Raw genomic sequence first — 16,604 nt, 5'->3', positions numbered from 1 at the left:
TTGATGCATATCAATTCGACCCGGCTCGACTGGCAGCATGTTTTACCCATACAGGGCAGTGCCAATCTCCAGCTCCGATTTTTTGCAGGCCGAGTCTGGAATCGAAAGAACCGTCGGGAGGCAATCAACAGAGCCCCGGGAGGATTCCATGAGCGTGTATCACCGCTTGCTTCTGATTCTTGCGCCAGGGGCGGGGCCATCTTCTGCACTGAATCGGGCGGCTGCCCTGGCTGAAGCCAGCGGCGCCGCGGTCCATATCGTGACTTGTGGCAGCCCCTATGCCGCTTTATGGCTGATGGACAGGGCGGTTCAAGAACGCCTGCATATCGAGTTCATCAAAGGACAGGAGTTGCGCCTCCGCGAAGTCGCCGAGCAGCTGCGCACCCGAGGTATCCAGGCCACCACGGAAGTGCTCTGGACCGAAGACCCCCTCGATGAGTTGCTTCGCCATGTAGAGGAGCTGCCTGCGGATCTGGTGATCAAGGACACCTTTCGCGAGCCTGCGCTCCAGCGGGCCTTCATGACGCCGCTGGACTGGCAGTTGTTGCGTGAGTGCTCGGTGCCGTTGCACCTGGTGTCGTTCGCGGAACACCCGCTGCCGTGGAAAGTGGCTGCCGCGGTTGACCTTTCCGCGCCGGTTGGCGAGACCGACCAGCTCAATGACCGAATTCTCGCGGCAGCTCGCGACCTGGCCCTGCAATGCAATGCCGAGTTGCACCTGTTGCATGCCTATGAGCATTCATCCGGCTACCCGGTATATGGCACCGACACGCTGGAGTGGCCTTCGGCGCAAGAGCGCGAGTTGAACAGGCAGCGGCGCGCAAGCTTCGAGGGGCTGGCCGATCGCTTCGGCGTACCGAACGACCGCCGGCACCTGGTGTTGGGTACACCGCTGCGGATCATTGCCGACTTCACGAGGCAAGCCGGCATGGATGTGGTGGTGATGGGAACCCTGACCCACAAGGGACTGGGAAAGGTGCTGGGCAGCACGACCGAGCACGCTCTGTACCAGGTGGCCAGCAGCATCTTCGCCATCAGGCCGCCTGTCGAAGGTTGAGGCTGGACGAACCGGACGGTGCTGCGAGGTGCGCTCGCCTATGCACGGCGGGGCGAGTTGTTAACGAGGTGGGAGGCTTGACTGATGTTGTGCTCTGGTTCGATACAAATCCCCATCCGTGATCGAGTGGCCGCGGGCCAGGCGCTCGTGCCACTGCTGTCGGATTACCGATGCAGGTCGGACGCCATTGTGCTGGCCTTGCCGCGCGGTGGCGTCCCGGTGGCTTACGAAATTGCCATGGCGCTGGAGCTGCCCCTGGACCTGATGATCGTACGCAAGCTCGGTGTTCCGGCGCACCGGGAACTGGCCATGGGCGCTATCGCCAGCGGTGGCGTGCGGGTGGTCAACCGCGACGTGGTGCATATGCACGGTATCGACGACGCCACGCTGGATGCGGAAGTGGGGCGTGAGTCTTTGGAACTGCAGCGTCGCGAGCAGGCGTATCGCGGCAAGCGCCCCGCGCCTGACCTGCGTGAGCGCGTGGTGATCCTGGTGGATGACGGGCTGGCGACCGGCGCCACCATGCTGGCTGCGGTACGCGCGGCCCGGCAACAGGGCGCCGCACGGATAGTGGTAGCCGTACCAGTGGGACCGGATGACACGGTAGCCGAGCTGCAGCAAGAGGCCGACGAGGTGATCTGTCCCTTCCAGCCCGAGTGGTTCACGGCGATTGGCCGCTGGTATGTGGACTTCTGCCAGGTCATGGACCAGACGGTGATCGACCTGCTGCAGCGAGCCTGGCACCTCGCGCAGCAACGACAGGGCTGAATGCCCGGAGGTGCTCCATGCTTCAGCGTCGTCCCCAGTACATTGAGTTGGCGGATGTGCAGTTGTCCGGCGACCTGTTGTTACCGTCCGCCGCCACGGGCCTGGTGGTGTTCGTGCATGGCAGCGGAAGCAGTCGATTGAGCCCGCGAAACCAGCAGGTTGCCCAGTACTTGAGCGAGCGGGGCTTTGCCACGCTGTTGTTCGATCTGCTTACCGAGCGGGAACAGCGCCGCGACCGGGTGACCTGTGAGCTGCGATTCGACATCCCGCTGCTGACTGGCCGGCTCGTGGGTGTCCTCGACTGGCTGTCGGTGCAACCTGAGTTGCGCCGGCTGGCGGTGGGCTTGTTCGGTGCCAGTACCGGCGCGGCTGCGGCCTTGGCGGCTGCGGTTGAGCGGCCGGGGCATGTGCAGGCGATCGTCAGTCGAGGTGGCCGCACCGATCTGGCCGAAGAGGCGCTCGGCCGTGTTCGCGCGCCTACCCTGCAGATCGTAGGAGACCATGATCTTCATGTGCTGGGGCTGAACCGCAAAGTGAGCCGGGCCCTGTCCTGCGAGCAGCAACTGGAGGTGATTCCAGGCGCTTCGCACCTGTTCGAGGAGCCTGGCACGCTGCAGGAAGTGGCCCGTCTGGCGGGTGACTGGTTCGAGGCCCATCTGGGCGAAGCCGCACGTGCGAGCGCCTAGCCAACCGGTTGCTTGGCTCTCGATAGGCGCCACTGGCGCCCACCTCCGACACGTTCCAACGGCAGCATTCTTGAAGGGGTAGGGTGCCATGCGTCCAGGCATTATCGAAAAGGTCACGAACGAGCTGCCAGTAACCCCGAACTGGCAGGACAGCGTCCAGGCGCGGGCGGCGTTCTCCTGGAACAACGAGGCGAGCGCCCTGGCCGGCCTGCCCGATGGCGGACTCAACCTGACGTTCGAGGCGGTCGACCGGCATGCCCGCGGTCCGCAACTGGACCGAGTGGCGTTGCGCTTGCTGGACCGGGCGGGCCAGGCAAACGACATCAGCTACCGAGAACTGAGCTTGCAGACCAACCGTTTCGCGCACCTGTTGCAGGGCCTTGGCGTTCGCCCAGGCGAGCGCCTGTTCGTGCTCTGCGAGCGCAGCCTCGAACTGTACCTGGGGGTGCTGGGCGGCTTGAAGCAGGGCTGTGTGGTTTCACCGTTGTTCTCAGCGTTCGGGCCGGAACCCATTGCCACCCGCATGCGCCTGGGCGACGGCAACATTCTGGTGACCAGTGAGGCGTTGTACCGGCGCAAGGTGGCCGGTATTCGCATGGGGTTGCCGTCGCTCAGGCATGTGTTGCTGTTCGGCGTCCCTGAGGGTGAGCCGATGCCCGAAGGCACGCTGGACCTTCATGCCCTGCTGGCCGAGGCCGACGACAGTTTCACCATGGCTGCCACGACCGCTGACAGCCCTTCCTTGCTGCATTTCACCAGCGGCACTACCGGTACGCCCAAGGGCGCGCTGCACGTTCACGGTGCCGCTGTGACGCACTATGTCACCGGCAAGTACGCGCTGGATCTGCACCCCGACGACATCTACTGGTGCAGCGCCGACCCCGGCTGGGTCACGGGCACCTCCTACGGCATCCTCGCGCCGTTGATGCTCGGTGTGACCAGCATCGTCGACTGTGCCGAGTTCGATGCCGAGCGCTGGTACCAGATACTCGAACGGCAGCGCGTCAGCGTCTGGTACACCGCCCCAACGGCCATCCGCATGTTGATGAAGGCCGGCACCGCGCTGGCGGCTGCTCACCGCTTTCCGGCGCTGCGCTTCGTTGCCAGCGTCGGCGAGCCCTTGAATGCCGAGGCCGTCTGGTGGGGGCTTGAAGCGCTCGGCCAACCCATCCATGACAACTGGTGGCAGACCGAAACCGGCGGAATCATGGTGGCCAATACTGCCGGCATGGCCATCAAGCCTGGCTCCATGGGGAAACCGCTGCCAGGGGTAGAGGCGGCGATCGTTTCCATTGAGAACGGTCAGTTGACGCTCCAGGCTGATGATCACATTGGCGAACTGGCGTTGAAGAAACCCTGGCCGGCCCTGTTCCGGGCCTACCTGGGGCAGGAGGAGCGCTACCAGCACTGCTTCGCCGGGGAGTGGTACCTCAGCGGCGATCTGGCCCGGCGGGACCGCGACGGCTACTACTGGTTCGTGGGACGAAATGACGATGTGATCAAGTCCGCCGGGCACTTGATCGGCCCCTTCGAAGTGGAAAGTGTGCTGATGGAACTGCCGGCCGTGGCGGAGGCAGCGGTGATCGGCAAGCCTGACCCGCTGCTGGGTGAGACAGTCAAGGCCTTCGTCTCGCTCAAGGGCGGGTATATCGCCAGCCAGGTCCTGCATGACGAACTGCTGGGGCACGCGCGTAAACGCTTAGGGGCTGCGGTGGCTCCCAAGGAGCTGGAGTTCGTTGCGAGCTTGCCGCACACGCGCAGCGGCAAACTCATGCGGCGGCTGCTCAAGGCCCGTGAGCTCGGCCTGCCGGAAGGGGATCTCTCGACCTTGGAGAAACCGTCATGAACGCGCCCCCTGTGCCTTACCCGGTTGATTTCGCCTTGCGCCTGTTGCGCGACATGCTGCGCATCCGCCGCCTGGAAGAGCGCGCAGCCGAGCTGTACGGGGAAGGCAATATTCGGGGTTTCCTGCACCTGTACATCGGTGAAGAAGCGGTGGCGGTTGGCGCATTGCATGCCCTGGGCACCGACGACGCGGTGGTTGCGACCTACCGCGAGCATGGCCATGCCTTGCTCAAGGGGGTGCCCATGGGGGCGATCATGGCTGAGATGTTCGGCAAGCAGGAAGGCTGTTCACGGGGGCGTGGCGGTTCCATGCACCTGTTCGATGCGGGCACGCGTTTTTATGGGGGCAACGCCATTGTCGCCGGTGGCTTGCCGCTGACGGTGGGTTTGGCGCTGGCGGAACGGATGCAGCGTGGCAGCCGTGTCAGTGCCTGCTTCTTCGGCGAGGGCGCCATGGCCGAGGGCGCATTCGCCGAGTCGATGAACCTGGCTGCACTCTGGCGGTTGCCCGTGCTTTTCTGCTGTGAGAACAACCTGTACGCGATGGGCACAGCGCTGGCGCGTTCGCAATCCCAGCTGGACCTCTGCGCCAAGGCGGCGGCATTCAAGGTTGCGGCCAGGGCCGTGGATGGCATGGATGTGGTCGCCGTGCACCAGGCGACCTGCGAAGCCGTTGCGGCCATTCGCTCGGGTGGCGGGCCGTACTTCCTGGAGTTCCAGACGTACCGATTTCGTCCGCACTCGATGTTCGACCCCGAGCTCTATCGCGACAAGGCCGAGGTGGAGCAGTGGAAAGCGCGGGGACCGATCCATACCTTCAGCGCGCGGCTGAAAGCGCAGGGCATGCTCGACGAGGCCGGTTTTCTCGCGCTTGCCGACACGGTGGACCAGGAGGTGGAGGCGGCCGTGGCCTTTGCAGAGGCGGGAAGCCTTGAGCCTGCGACCGAGTTGATGCGTGATGTGTACACCCCTGAGGCAGCCCCATGAGCCAGCCAACCACCTATCGTGCGGCGATACGCGAGGCCCTGCGCGATGCCCTGCAGCGCGACTCTAGGGTGTTCCTGATGGGCGAGGACGTGGGCCGTTACGGCGGTACCTACGCAGTGACCAAGGGCTTGCTGGAGGAGTTCGGCGCGGAGCGAATCCGTGATACGCCCCTGTCGGAGCTGACCTTCGTCGGCGCTGGAATCGGGGCAGCGCTAGGCGGCATGCGGCCGATCGTAGAGGTCATGACGGTCAACTTCAGCCTGTTGGCGCTGGATCCCTTGATGAATACGGCCGCGACCCTGCGGCATATGTCCGGCGGGCAATTCTCGGTGCCGCTGGTGTTGCGTATGGCTACCGGCGCCGGTCGCCAGTTGGCGGCCCAGCACTCCCATAGCCTGGAAGGCTGGTACGCGCATATCCCGGGCCTGAAGATTCTCGCCCCGGCGACCCTCGAGGATGCCCGCGGCATGCTCTGGCCAGCTTTGCAGGACCCGGACCCGGTCCTGATTTTCGAGCATGCTCAGCTGTACAACCTGGAAGGCGAACTGAATCCCGACGAGCCCGTGGATATTCGTTCGGCAAAGGTGCGCCGGGCCGGGCGGGACCTGACGCTGATCAGCTACGGCGGAACCCTGCACAAGGCACTGGCGGCGGCCGAGCAACTGATGGGCGAAGGGATCGACGCCGAAGTGATCGATCTGCGCGTGCTTCGTCCCCTGGACGACGCGACGCTTCTGGCCTCAGTGCGCAAGACGCGCCGCGTGCTGGTGGTGGACGAAGGCTGGCGCAGCGGGAGCCTCTCTGCCGAGGTCATCGCGCGGATTGTCGAGCAGGGTTTCTTCGAGCTGGATGCGGCGCCGGCGCGGGTATGCAGCGCCGAAGTGCCCATTCCTTACGCCAAGCACCTGGAGGACGCCGCGCTGCCCCAGGTAGCGGCTATCGTCGCCGCGGCACATGGCATCTGTGGTTGAGCGATTTCCGGCCCGCACCGGGCCAATGAGGTGTGGATGATCGAGTTCAAACTGCCGTCGTTGGGCGCGGACATGGACCAGGGGACGTTGCTCGAGTGGCGGGTCAAACCCGGCGACAAGGTCCAGCGGGGCCAGGTGGTCGCCGTCGTCGACACGGCCAAGGCGGCAGTGGATGTGGAGTGCTGGCACGACGGCGAGGTATTCGAATTGCTCCTGGAACCCGGCGGCAAGGTACCGGTCGGCACCCTGATCGCGACGCTGCTGGAGGCTGGCGAATCCGCCGAAACTGCCCAGCGCAGGCCGGAACAGGAAGTCGCCGCTCCTGAGACCAACCAGCGCGCGGCATCGATCCGGCACAAGGTGTCGCCGGCCGCACGGCGGCGTGCCGCTGTGCTTGGCATTGACCCTGACAGCCTGCCGGGGAGCGGACCTCACGGCGTGGTGTCGCTGGAGGACGTGGAGCGGGCCGCCACTGCCAGCACGCCCGTCGACCGTGTCGCAGCCATGCGCCAGGCAATTGCCGAGTTGATGAGCCGCTCCAAGCGTGAGATTCCACACTACTACCTGTCGGAGACCATTTCCCTTGCAGCCTGCCTGGCATGGTTGAGTACCTACAACGCCGCGAAACCGCCCCAGGAGCGCCTGCTGCCGGCAGCCATGCTGCTCAAGGCCGTCGCCCTGGCGCTCCACCGGCATCCGCAGTTCAACGGCTGCTGGAAGGATGGCGCGTTCCGGCCCACCTCGGGTACCCACCTGGGTGTTGCCATTGCGCTGCGCCAGGGCGGACTGGTCGCTCCGGTACTGCAGAACGTGGCGGATAAAGACCTGGCGCAGGTGATGTTCGAACTCAGTGGCCTGGTGGGGAGGGCGCGCAAGGGTTCCTTGCGCAGTTCGGAGTTGGCGGAGGCTGGCCTGACGGTGACCCAGATGGGCGACCAAGGTGCGGAATCCGTGTTCGGTGTGATCTATCCCCCGCAGGTAGCATTGGTCGGGTTCGGTCGCATTGCGGAGCGGCCCTGGGTCCAGGATGGCAAGGTTTGTGTCAGCCCCACCATCGTGGCGAGTCTGGCGGCTGACCATCGGGCTAGTGACGGGCACGCGGGCGCCCGCTTCCTCGCTGAGATCGAGCAACTGTTGCAGACACCCGAGCTGCTATGGGGAGCGAATGATGAATGACGAGGAGATTCGCCAGCAGGTGCTGGATGCGCTTAAGACGGTTGCGCCCGAGATCGAACCGCAGCTATTGCGCGCTGATCGCCCCCTGCGCGAAGAAGTGGACCTGGACTCGATGGATTGGCTGCGGTTCCTTGGCATGCTGAATCAGTCCACCGGGGTGAACATTCCGGAAACGGACTACCGGCAACTCGACAGTGTCGAGGCATTGGTGGCCTATCTCGGTCAGCGACTCCGCTGAGGGCTGACCTTGGTGAGAGGAGACACGTTCTCCTCTGCGCAGGCCGAGCCTGGTCCTACGACGCAGCCCTGGTGCCTTTGATCGGTACGGTGCTCAAGCCGCGCGCCAGGGGGGCAAAATCGTCAGGGGTCAGGGATTCTTTTTCCTGAAGCAGGCGAGCGCCTCGGTCAAGGTCGCTGCGGCGTTCAGTCAGCAGCGCCTTCGCACGTGCATAGCCCTCATCCAGAAGCTGGCGTACGCACAGGTCGACTTCCCGCGCAGTCTGTTCCGAGTAGTCCTTGTCGTGCGCCAGCGGGAAATGATCGCCCAGGTAGGCTCCGCCCTGTTTCTCCAGCACGGCCTGGCCCAGCTCATCGCTCATGCCGAACCGTGTGACCAATTGCCGAGCGATGTCCGTGGCCTTGGCCAGGTCGTCGGCGGCCCCCGTGGAGATTTCTCCCAACGCCAGGAATTCCGCGGCCCGTCCGGCCAGGAGTACCACGATGCGGTCCTTCAGCTCCTGTTTGCTCACCAGGAAGTGGTCTTCGGTCGGGCGCTGCAAGGTATAGCCCAGGGTTCCGAAGGAGCGGGGAATGATGGACACCTTGTGCACCGGGTCCATGCCTGGAATGGCGACTGCCACCAAGGCGTGGCCCATTTCGTGATAGGCCACCCGCCGGCGTTCCTCGGGTTGCAGCAGTCGGCTCTTGCGCTCGATACCAGCAACGATACGTTCGACCGCGATATTGAAGTCGCCCATGTGCACCGCATCATCACCCCGGCGGGTGGCGGCCAGCGCCGCTTCATTGACGAGATTGGCCAGTTCGGCGCCGGTAAACCCAGTCGTTATCGCGGCCACCTGGTCGCAGTCGACGTCGCTACCGGCGCGGATTTGCTTGAGGTGCACCCGAAGGATCGCTGCGCGGCCATGGCGGTCTGGCCGGTCGATCAGGATCTGCCGGTCGAAACGGCCGGCGCGCAGCAGTGCCGGATCCAGAATTTCGGGACGGTTGGTGGCGGCCAGCAGCACGACCCCTTCGCGAGGGTCGAACCCATCCAGTTCGGCGAGCAATTGGTTGAGGGTCTGTTCCTTCTCGTCATTCCCGCCCCAGGAACCCATGCCGCGCATCCTGCCCAGCGCATCCAGTTCGTCAATGAAAATGATGCAGGGGGCCGCCTTGCGCGCCTGCTCGAAGAGGTCGCGGACGCGCGCGGCGCCAACGCCCACGAACATCTCGACGAACTCCGAGCCGGATATCGAGAAGAACGGCACGCCTGCTTCGCCAGCTACGGCCTTCGCGACAAGGGTCTTGCCGGTGCCTGGCGGCCCGACCAGCAGTATGCCTTTCGGTACCCGCGCGCCCAGCCGGCTGTACTGTGGCTGGTCCTTGAGGAAGGACACGACTTCCTCCAGTTCGGCCTTGGCCTCGTCTATACCGGCCACATCATTGAAGGTGACGCCTGTGTTGCGCTGTACGAAAACCTTGGCGCGGGATCGGCCGACATTGACCAGGCCGCCCAACCCCTGCTTTTCCGCCAGGCCTCGAAAGATAAAGCTCCAGAGGGCGAAGATAAGCACGAGCGGCAGGAACCAGCCGAGCAGGGTGCTGATCAGCGTGTTTTCGCGTATGCCCGTGAAGCGTACGTCGGCATAGGCCAACTCGTCGGCAAGGGCAGGCTCCACCCGATTGGTGATGAAGTGAGTTCGACCATTGATCGGATCTTTCAACGTGCCGGAGATGCGCTGATCGGTAATCTGCAGTTCAGCGAGTTTGTTCTGCTGCAAAAGGATCAGGAATTCGCTGTAGGGGAGGGTTTCGACGGCACGCTGTTCCGTCCACCAGCTCTGCAGGAGCATCAGCGCGCTGAAGGTGACGATGAAGTACCAGATGCTCCACTGATGCTGTTTCTCCATGACGGCCCCTCCAGCTGGAATCCCGAAAGCAAGCGTCTGCGAACGCCCACTGTTCAAGTCTGATCGCGTCGTGATGGGCCGAGTTGATGCACATCAAGTCGTTGCAGTGTGCGGGCGTTGTCGTTGTGGGGGCGATTTCATTGGCTATCTCTGCATTGTGTTTTAGGCAGCTGCATTGCCGGTAGGAGCTGGCTTGCCAGCGAATGGCCCCGTTTCGCTGGCAAGCCAGCTCCTACAAGGCTCTTGGCCAGAGGGTAAATCTCTCGCAACAGCAAACGCAGACATAGCCAATGAAATCGCCCCCACAAGGGAAAAAGCCGATTCTGGCCACAAACCCGCAGTTTGTAGGATGGGTGGAGCCTGCGATACCCATCAACGAAGCGGCATTCAGTGCTCGGCCAGTATCCGTTCGTGAACGTACTGACTGAACCGCTCAGCCGACAGCGCGCGGGAGAACAGGTTGCCCTGGTAGGTCTGGCAGCCATGGGTGGCCAGGAAAGCACGCTGCGCTTCGGTCTCCACACCTTCTGCGATCACCGAGAGCCCGAGAATCTGGCTCAGGCTGATGATCGCGCAGGCGATGGCCGCATCGTTGGGATCGACCAGCACATCCCTGGTGAAGGACTGGTCGATCTTGAGCTGGTCCAGCGGCAGGCTCTTCAGGTAGGAGAGTGACGAGTAGCCGGTGCCGAAATCGTCCAGCGAAAGGCCGATGCCGATCTCCTTCAGTTCGATCATCTTGGCGACGGTACTTTCCATGTCCTCCACCAGCAGGCCTTCGGTCAGTTCCAGCTTGAGCTTCTTCGGGTCGGCGCCTGTATAGCGCAGTACGGTCAGCACTTCTTCGACGAAGTCGGGATGGTGGAACTGACGGGCACTGACGTTCACTGCCATCACCAGCCGCGCCATCTCCGGTTGCCTCGCCCAGGCCACCAGCTGGGCGCAGGCGGTCTGCAGCGCCCAGTGGCCCAGCGGCAGGATCAGCCCAGTCTCTTCGGCCAGCGGAATGAATTCGGCAGGCAACACGAGACCGCGCTCGGGGTGCTGCCATCTCATGAGCGCCTCTGCGCCGATGATGCGGCCCTCGATGTTCACCTGCGGTTGGAAATGCAGCAGCAGCTCCTTGCCCTGCAGACCGTGGCGCAAATCCGCTTCCAGTCGGGCACGTGCAGTGGCGACTGCCTGCATCTCGGGATCGAAGAAACGCATCGTGTTGCGCCCCGCCGCCTTGGCGCGATACATCGCGAGGTCTGCGCGTTTCATGATGTCGTCAACCGAGTTCAACTGCCCCTGGAACAGCGCGATGCCCAAACTGGGCGTGCTGTGATGCTCGTAGCCATCCATCTGGTAGGTGATGTTGAGCGCGTTGAGGATTTTTTCGCAGACGGCCCTGGCCTGGATGGCGGCATCTGGAGGGTTTTCGTTGAGTCCTTCGAGCAGGACGACGAACTCATCACCGCCCAGTCGAGCCACGGTATCGCTTTCGCGTATGCAACCGGCCAGGCGGTGGGCGACCTCCTGCAGCAATCTATCGCCGCGGTCATGCCCGAGGGTGTCGTTCAGCGCCTTGAAGTTGTCCAGATCGATCAGGATGACGGCGCTCGTGTGCGGGTTGCGGGCGCTGCCTGCCAGGACATGTTGCAAGCGGTCCAGCAGCAGCCGGCGGTTGGCCAGGCCGGTCAGTTGATCGTAGAAGGCCAGGCGCCGGACCTCCTGTTCAGCGGCTTTGCGGTGGGTGATGTCAGTGTTGATGGACAAAACGGATTGCGGCACGCCGTTATCGTCGCGCACCAGGGTTCGGTGGCTTTCGAAGGTGATCGTGCTGCCGTCCCGGCGACGAAGCGTCACTTCACCCGACCAGTCCCCGGTCTCTATCAGGCAGTGAGTGGCTACATCGACAGCCGCGTGGCCCTGATAGATCAGGTCTTGCGCTGACTTGCCCAGCGCTTCTTCCTTGAACAATCCGTACAGGCGCTCGGCGCTTTTGTTCCAGTACAGGATACGGTGATCCATGTCGTGCACGACGATGGCGTCCTGGGCTTTGTCCAGTAGCGACGCCTGTTGGCGGAATTGCTTTTCGCTCTCGCGCAACACGGCCAGGTAGCCCTCGCGCTCAGCTGCGTGCGCTTCCATTTCGCGCTTGATTCGACGGCCATAGAACACTGCCGCGCTGACCATCAGCAGCACGAACAGCATGATGGAGTACTCGATCCGTCGCAGTTCCTCGACCGACTCCAGCTCCTCTTCCAGCAGCTCGCTCTGAATCAGGCCAACGCGCTCCCGCACCGCGGCCAGCGAGTCGAGGAGCTTGGCGTATTTCCTGTCCATTGTGGCCATGCGCTTGCCTGCGTTGTCCGACTGGCCTTCCCGGAAGAAGGAGAAGATCAGCGAGGCCTCCTTCACCATCTCGCCCATCGCGGCGTCGACTTCGGCCACCTCGTCCTTCAACGCCAGGGTGAACACTTGGATATCGGCGCTGTGCTCCGCTTGATGGGCTATCCGCGCTTGCAGTTGCTGCTTGACCATCGCCAGGTGTTCGTTGAAGGCCTGCAAGGCCATCGTCATATTGCGCGACTCGGCTTCGACATCGTGGGTGTCGAACACGTTGTTGCCGGGGGCGTTCACGTCCGATGCCAGGCTGCCCAGTGTCGAATAGGCCGACAGTTGCTGGACCCAGGACTGATTCGCCTTGATGGAGCGGTGATAGGTGTCGACGATAAGGTGGTTCAGCAGCACGCTAAGCACGACGACCAGTACGTCGAAACCGGCGAGAAAGAAGTACATGCGGTGCCATCGGGTCGAGCGCGGCTTGTCGGAATGGCTGGATAGGACCTGATTGGCGGCGCTTCCACCTTCGAAAGAATCCATTTCACGATCTCCGGGCAAAGTCCCTGTAGCAGCGTCGCGCAAACGTCCAATCAGGCGCTGCATTTGCAAGCGGATAGCGCTGGGTGGCAGTCCAGACTGGAAATGACCGAAGCAGCCAGGGCCGCATCGGTTGGACTCGTCTGCCGCTTAAGCATAGCTATGAAATAGCCACTATTTGGCCCGACGACTGCTGGCTTCCCAGTGGCGACGGACTGTAGTGGTGTCCGAACCCCCGAAGGCAGAAACCAGGGCGAAGGTCCTGGTTTCAGGTTAGTTGCGGTTTATCGCCGTTTCGATGAGCCAGTAGTGGGGCCGTTCGACCATGACCGCTGCACTGAGTGGCCCGACCTGCGGACTGTCTTCCCGCCAGATCAGGTCGGCCCGGAAGGGAATCTTGACGACTTCTCGATAGGAGCCGCCATGCCGTCTGAACCATTCGTTGAGGGGCGCCTTGACTCTGTTATCAGCCCTGACCAGGGAGATGCCGACCGAGGGGGTGTCGGTGGGTACGAGCATGCCAGCGACATGGGTGGCGGTGACCGGTATGAGCTTGGCCTCTCAGGCGCCACGCAAACCGCGTTCGGTGACTGGCTTGACTGCTTGGATCTTGAGGTAACGCTGGTTGCTCATGGCACCTCCTGATGGGCCTCATTATGAGGCTTGGAGGTGTCGACGAAAGCCGGGGCGATTCAGGGCGGCTTTTGTCGGCCCGCATCGAATTCCGCCGCGTTCTGCGCCAAAAAAGACCGCCACGGTGCCAAGGCGCAATCCGGCACTTCATACCGTGACAGTCAAACTCACGAACGATGAGCATTCATAAAATGCATCGTTTTCGCATCTTGCGGTGCGCCGCTAAGGTCGTGCATTTGACCGTCCGGAGTTTGGATCGAGCGCCAAGGGTGGGTCGGTGAAGCGTGACCCACCCTTGGATGTGCAAGTCGCGATTCGCGCAGTTCAGGATCGAGGACCGGAAAGACGCAGGAGCGGGTGCTGATGCCGCCAGCACCCGTTCGGATGTCAGATTTCGACTTGGGTGCCCAGTTCGATTACCCGGTTAACCGGCAACTGGAAGTAGCGCAGGCTGCTGTTGGCATTCTTGTGCAGGAAGGCGAACAGGCCTTCACGCCAGAGCGACATGCCCAGGCCCTTGGTGGGAATCACCGTTTCGCGGCTGAGGAAGTAGGTGGTGCGCATGGGGGTGAAGTCCAGGCCCTCGACGCGGCACGCCTGCAAGGCCTTTGGCACGTTGGGCTCTTCGATGAAGCCGAAGTGGAGCAGCACGCGGTAGAAGCCGCCCTCGTAACGGCTGACTTCGAAGCGCTGGCCGTCTTCGATGCGTGGCGTGTCGCGGGTGACGACGGTCAGCAGCACTACCTGCTGGTGCAGCACCTGATTGTGCAACAAGTTGTGCAGCAGGGCATGGGGGACGGCATCCGGGCTGGCGCTGAGGAACACCGCCGTACCCTCGACACGGTGCGGCGGCTGCAGGCAGATGCTGTCGATAAACCCACGCAGGGGCAGGGCGGTTTCATCGAGGCGTTCGATGAGGATGCGCTTGCCGCTCTTCCAGGTGGTCATCAGCACGAAAAGGATGACCCCGGCGACTACCGGGAAGGCGCCACCCTGGAAGATTTTCGGCACGTTGGCGCTGAAAAACAGCACGTCCACGAACAGGAAACCGAGCAACAGCGGCACCGCCAGCCAGCGTGGTATGCGCCAGAGCAGCAACATAACGGCCGAGACCAGCAGGGTGTCGATCAGCATGGTGGTCGTCACGGCCACGCCGTAGGCCGCCGCGAGCGCGCCGGAGGAGCCGAAGCCGATGACCAGTAGCACCACACAGACCATCAGGGCCCAGTTCACCAGGCCGATATAGATCTGGCCCTGGGCGGCGCTGGAGGTGTGCTGGATATGCATGCGCGGGATGTAGCCCAGTTGGATAGCCTGCTGGCTCAGGGAGAAGGCGCCGGAGATCACGGCCTGGGAAGCAATGATCGTGGCCAGGGTCGAGAGGCCGATCATGGGCAGCAGTGCCCATTCAGGGGCGAGCAGGTAAAAGGGGTTGCGAGCGGCTGCCGGGTCGGCGAGCAGCAGGGCGCCTTGGCCGAAGTAGTTCAGCACCAGGCCGGGCAGCACCAGGCTGAACCAGGCGCGGGCGATGGGCTTGCGGCCGAAGTGGCCCATATCGGCGTACAGGGCTTCGGCGCCGGTCAGGGCCAGTACCACGGCACCGAGGATGGTGATGCCGATGCCGGGGTGGGCCAGGAAGAAGTTGAAGGCCCACCAGGGGTTCACCGCCTGGAGCACTTCGGGGCGCTGGATGATGCCGTGGATGCCGAGGATGCCCAGTACCACGAACCAGATCACCATCACCGGCCCGAAGAGAATGCCGATGCGCGCCGTGCCGTGCTTCTGGATCAGGAACAGGCCGATCAGCAGCACCACAGTGACCGGCACCACCCAGTGGCTCAGCCCGGGCAGGGCAACGTCCAGGCCCTCGACGGCCGATAGCACGGAAATGGCCGGGGTGATCATGCTATCGCCGTAGAACAGCGCGGTACCGAACAACCCCAGCAACACCAGCAGTCCGCTCAGCTTGGGATGGGCCGCCGTAGCGCGGCGCGCCAGTGCGGTCAGCGCCATCACGCCGCCTTCGCCATCGTTGTCGGCGCGCAACATGAACAGCACGTACTTGAGCGACACCACCGAGAGCAGGGACCAGAGCACCAGCGAAAGAATGCCGAGCACGCCATCGTGGTTGACCTGTACGCCGTAATGTCCAGCGAACACTTCCTTCAGGGTGTATAGCGGGCTGGTGCCGATGTCGCCATAGACCACGCCGGCCGCGGCCACGAGCAGGCCAAAGGACGAAGAGCCGGCATGAGAATGGGCCTGCGGCTCCAGGGCTGTGGAACTCATCGAATCACTCCTGGAAAGGTGCGTGTCACGGATGGCGTAGTGGTCACGAGGATGATGCGGATTTGGGGTTGCGGCGGGGTGGCGCACAAAAGGGCGCCAAGTATCCGTTCTGTCCGGCGTTGCCGGCGTAAAAAATGCGTAAAAAATTTACGAGGGTTCGAGCGGCGGACCCCCGCTGCTTTCAGGCGGACGGCGACTTGTGAACGTCGGCGTTGTGGATCAAGCCGTAGCGGGCGACAAGGGTGGCCGCGATGCTCTCGGCGGTGTCCACCACGATCAGGCGACCGGCCTTCAGGGCCCGTTCCACGCCCGGAAGGGGGACACTGTCGCTGATCGCGACGCCCTGCAGCAGGGGCGACTCCAGCAGCCCCGTGCCCTCGGTGAAGAGGCCGTGGGTGGCCATCGCGAAGATTCGGCGTGCACCTCCGGCATGGCAGGCCTGGGCCGCGCGCAGGAGGGTGGAACCGGTGCTGATGAGGTCATCCAGGAGGATCACGGTGCAGCCTTCGACTTCGCCCACGAGCATGCCGCCGCTAAGCGTTTCATCGCGCCGATACTTTTCGACGCAGGCATGGCCGATTGCGCGCCCCAGGCGCACCTCGAGCGCTTGCCGGAACAACTCGGCACGTTTGATTCCGCCGAGGTCTGGAGAGGCGACTACCACTGGTCCGCCATCGTCCCAGGCAATGAAACCCTCCGCGAACAGCCGGGCGTTCTCCAGGTTGACGGTGGGAATCCGGAAGGCATTGTCCAGGGCGGCCTGATTGTGCGCTTCCATGGTGATCAGGCTGTCGACCCGCGAGGCTTCCAGCAGCGTTGCGATATAGCGGCTGATCACCTGGTCTTGCGCCTGGATTCGCCGCTCCTTGCGGCTGTAGCAGAGGTAGGGGGAAACCACCAGCAGATGGCTCGCGCCGGCATCCTTGATGCTGGAACAGAGGAACAGGAGCCGACAGAGCTTGTCGTGCACGCTGAGGCCGGGCTCCGCATAAAGGCCGGCAAACACCACGACTGGCCTGCCGGCGACGGGTTCCAGGGGATGGCACTTGTATTCGCCATCCTCGTAGGTTCGCTCCGCCACTGTTCCCAACGGAATACCCAGGTGCCGGGCGACCCGTTCCGCAAAGGGGCGCGCTTCATGGAGTGCGAAGAGCAGCGGGATGTCTCGACTCATCGGTTCACCTCCAAACAGGCG

Annotated in this window: 13 protein-coding genes; 8 read left to right on the top strand and 5 right to left on the bottom strand. The window is 63.4% G+C overall.

What is annotated here, in order from left to right; translation table 11 throughout:
- The first annotated feature begins 148 nt into the window (after positions 1-148).
- The 8 genes from AAHM40_RS16950 (at position 149) to AAHM40_RS16915 (ending at position 7,728) form a co-directional block, all read left to right on the top strand.
- Positions 149-1,057 (top strand): universal stress protein, encoded by a 909-nt coding sequence (locus AAHM40_RS16950; protein ID WP_342245685.1) that lies wholly within the window; start codon positions 149-151, stop codon positions 1,055-1,057.
- 84 nt (positions 1,058-1,141) lie between these two features.
- Positions 1,142-1,825 carry a phosphoribosyltransferase gene (locus AAHM40_RS16945; protein ID WP_342245684.1) on the top strand — a complete coding sequence of 228 codons (684 nt, stop codon included), beginning with the start codon at positions 1,142-1,144 and terminating at the stop codon, positions 1,823-1,825.
- A gap of 17 nt (positions 1,826-1,842) precedes the next feature.
- Positions 1,843-2,511 (top strand): dienelactone hydrolase family protein, encoded by a 669-nt coding sequence (locus AAHM40_RS16940; RefSeq protein ID WP_342245683.1) that lies wholly within the window; start codon positions 1,843-1,845, stop codon positions 2,509-2,511.
- A gap of 88 nt (positions 2,512-2,599) precedes the next feature.
- Complete coding sequence (gene acsA, locus AAHM40_RS16935) at positions 2,600-4,357, top strand: acetate--CoA ligase (RefSeq protein ID WP_342245682.1); 1,758 nt, start codon at positions 2,600-2,602, stop codon at positions 4,355-4,357.
- Entirely contained in the window at positions 4,354-5,343 is a 990-nt protein-coding gene (gene pdhA, locus AAHM40_RS16930; RefSeq protein ID WP_342245681.1) for a pyruvate dehydrogenase (acetyl-transferring) E1 component subunit alpha, read from the top strand. The genes acsA and pdhA overlap by 4 nt, the downstream gene beginning before the upstream one ends.
- Positions 5,340-6,314, top strand: coding sequence for an alpha-ketoacid dehydrogenase subunit beta (locus tag AAHM40_RS16925; protein ID WP_342245680.1), 975 nt, complete (start codon positions 5,340-5,342; stop codon positions 6,312-6,314). The genes pdhA and AAHM40_RS16925 overlap by 4 nt, the downstream gene beginning before the upstream one ends.
- A 36-nt stretch (positions 6,315-6,350) precedes the next feature.
- Entirely contained in the window at positions 6,351-7,490 is a 1,140-nt protein-coding gene (locus AAHM40_RS16920; RefSeq protein WP_342245679.1) for a dihydrolipoamide acetyltransferase family protein, read from the top strand.
- Complete coding sequence (locus AAHM40_RS16915) at positions 7,483-7,728, top strand: acyl carrier protein (RefSeq protein WP_342245678.1); 246 nt, start codon at positions 7,483-7,485, stop codon at positions 7,726-7,728. Before AAHM40_RS16920 ends, AAHM40_RS16915 begins: the two co-directional genes overlap by 8 nt.
- Positions 7,729-7,783: 55 nt before the next feature.
- On the opposite strand, the gene ftsH is transcribed toward AAHM40_RS16915, so the two are convergent.
- From ftsH to AAHM40_RS16890, 5 genes are all read right to left on the bottom strand, one after another.
- The gene (gene ftsH, locus AAHM40_RS16910; RefSeq protein WP_342245677.1) at positions 7,784-9,622 is read right to left on the bottom strand and encodes an ATP-dependent zinc metalloprotease FtsH; all 1,839 of its coding nucleotides are present in this window, start codon (positions 9,620-9,622) and stop codon (positions 7,784-7,786) included.
- A 387-nt stretch (positions 9,623-10,009) separates the two neighbouring features.
- Entirely contained in the window at positions 10,010-12,490 is a 2,481-nt protein-coding gene (locus AAHM40_RS16905) for a putative bifunctional diguanylate cyclase/phosphodiesterase (RefSeq protein ID WP_342245676.1), read from the bottom strand.
- Between the two features lie 270 nt (positions 12,491-12,760).
- The gene (locus AAHM40_RS16900) at positions 12,761-13,006 is read right to left on the bottom strand and encodes a hypothetical protein (protein ID WP_342245675.1); all 246 of its coding nucleotides are present in this window, start codon (positions 13,004-13,006) and stop codon (positions 12,761-12,763) included.
- Positions 13,007-13,507: 501 nt separating this feature from the next.
- Complete coding sequence (locus AAHM40_RS16895; protein WP_342245674.1) at positions 13,508-15,409, bottom strand: potassium transporter Kup; 1,902 nt, start codon at positions 15,407-15,409, stop codon at positions 13,508-13,510.
- Between the two features lie 181 nt (positions 15,410-15,590).
- Positions 15,591-16,583 carry a ribose-phosphate diphosphokinase gene (locus AAHM40_RS16890; protein ID WP_342245673.1) on the bottom strand — a complete coding sequence of 331 codons (993 nt, stop codon included), beginning with the start codon at positions 16,581-16,583 and terminating at the stop codon, positions 15,591-15,593.
- Positions 16,584-16,604 lie beyond the last annotated feature (21 nt).

The organism is Pseudomonas sp. OTU5201 (assembly GCF_038440135.1).
Classification (GTDB): Bacteria; Pseudomonadota; Gammaproteobacteria; order Pseudomonadales; family Pseudomonadaceae; genus Metapseudomonas; species Metapseudomonas resinovorans.
Note: the sequence above shows the minus strand (reverse complement) of the source record. Positions and strands in the feature narration are given on the sequence as shown.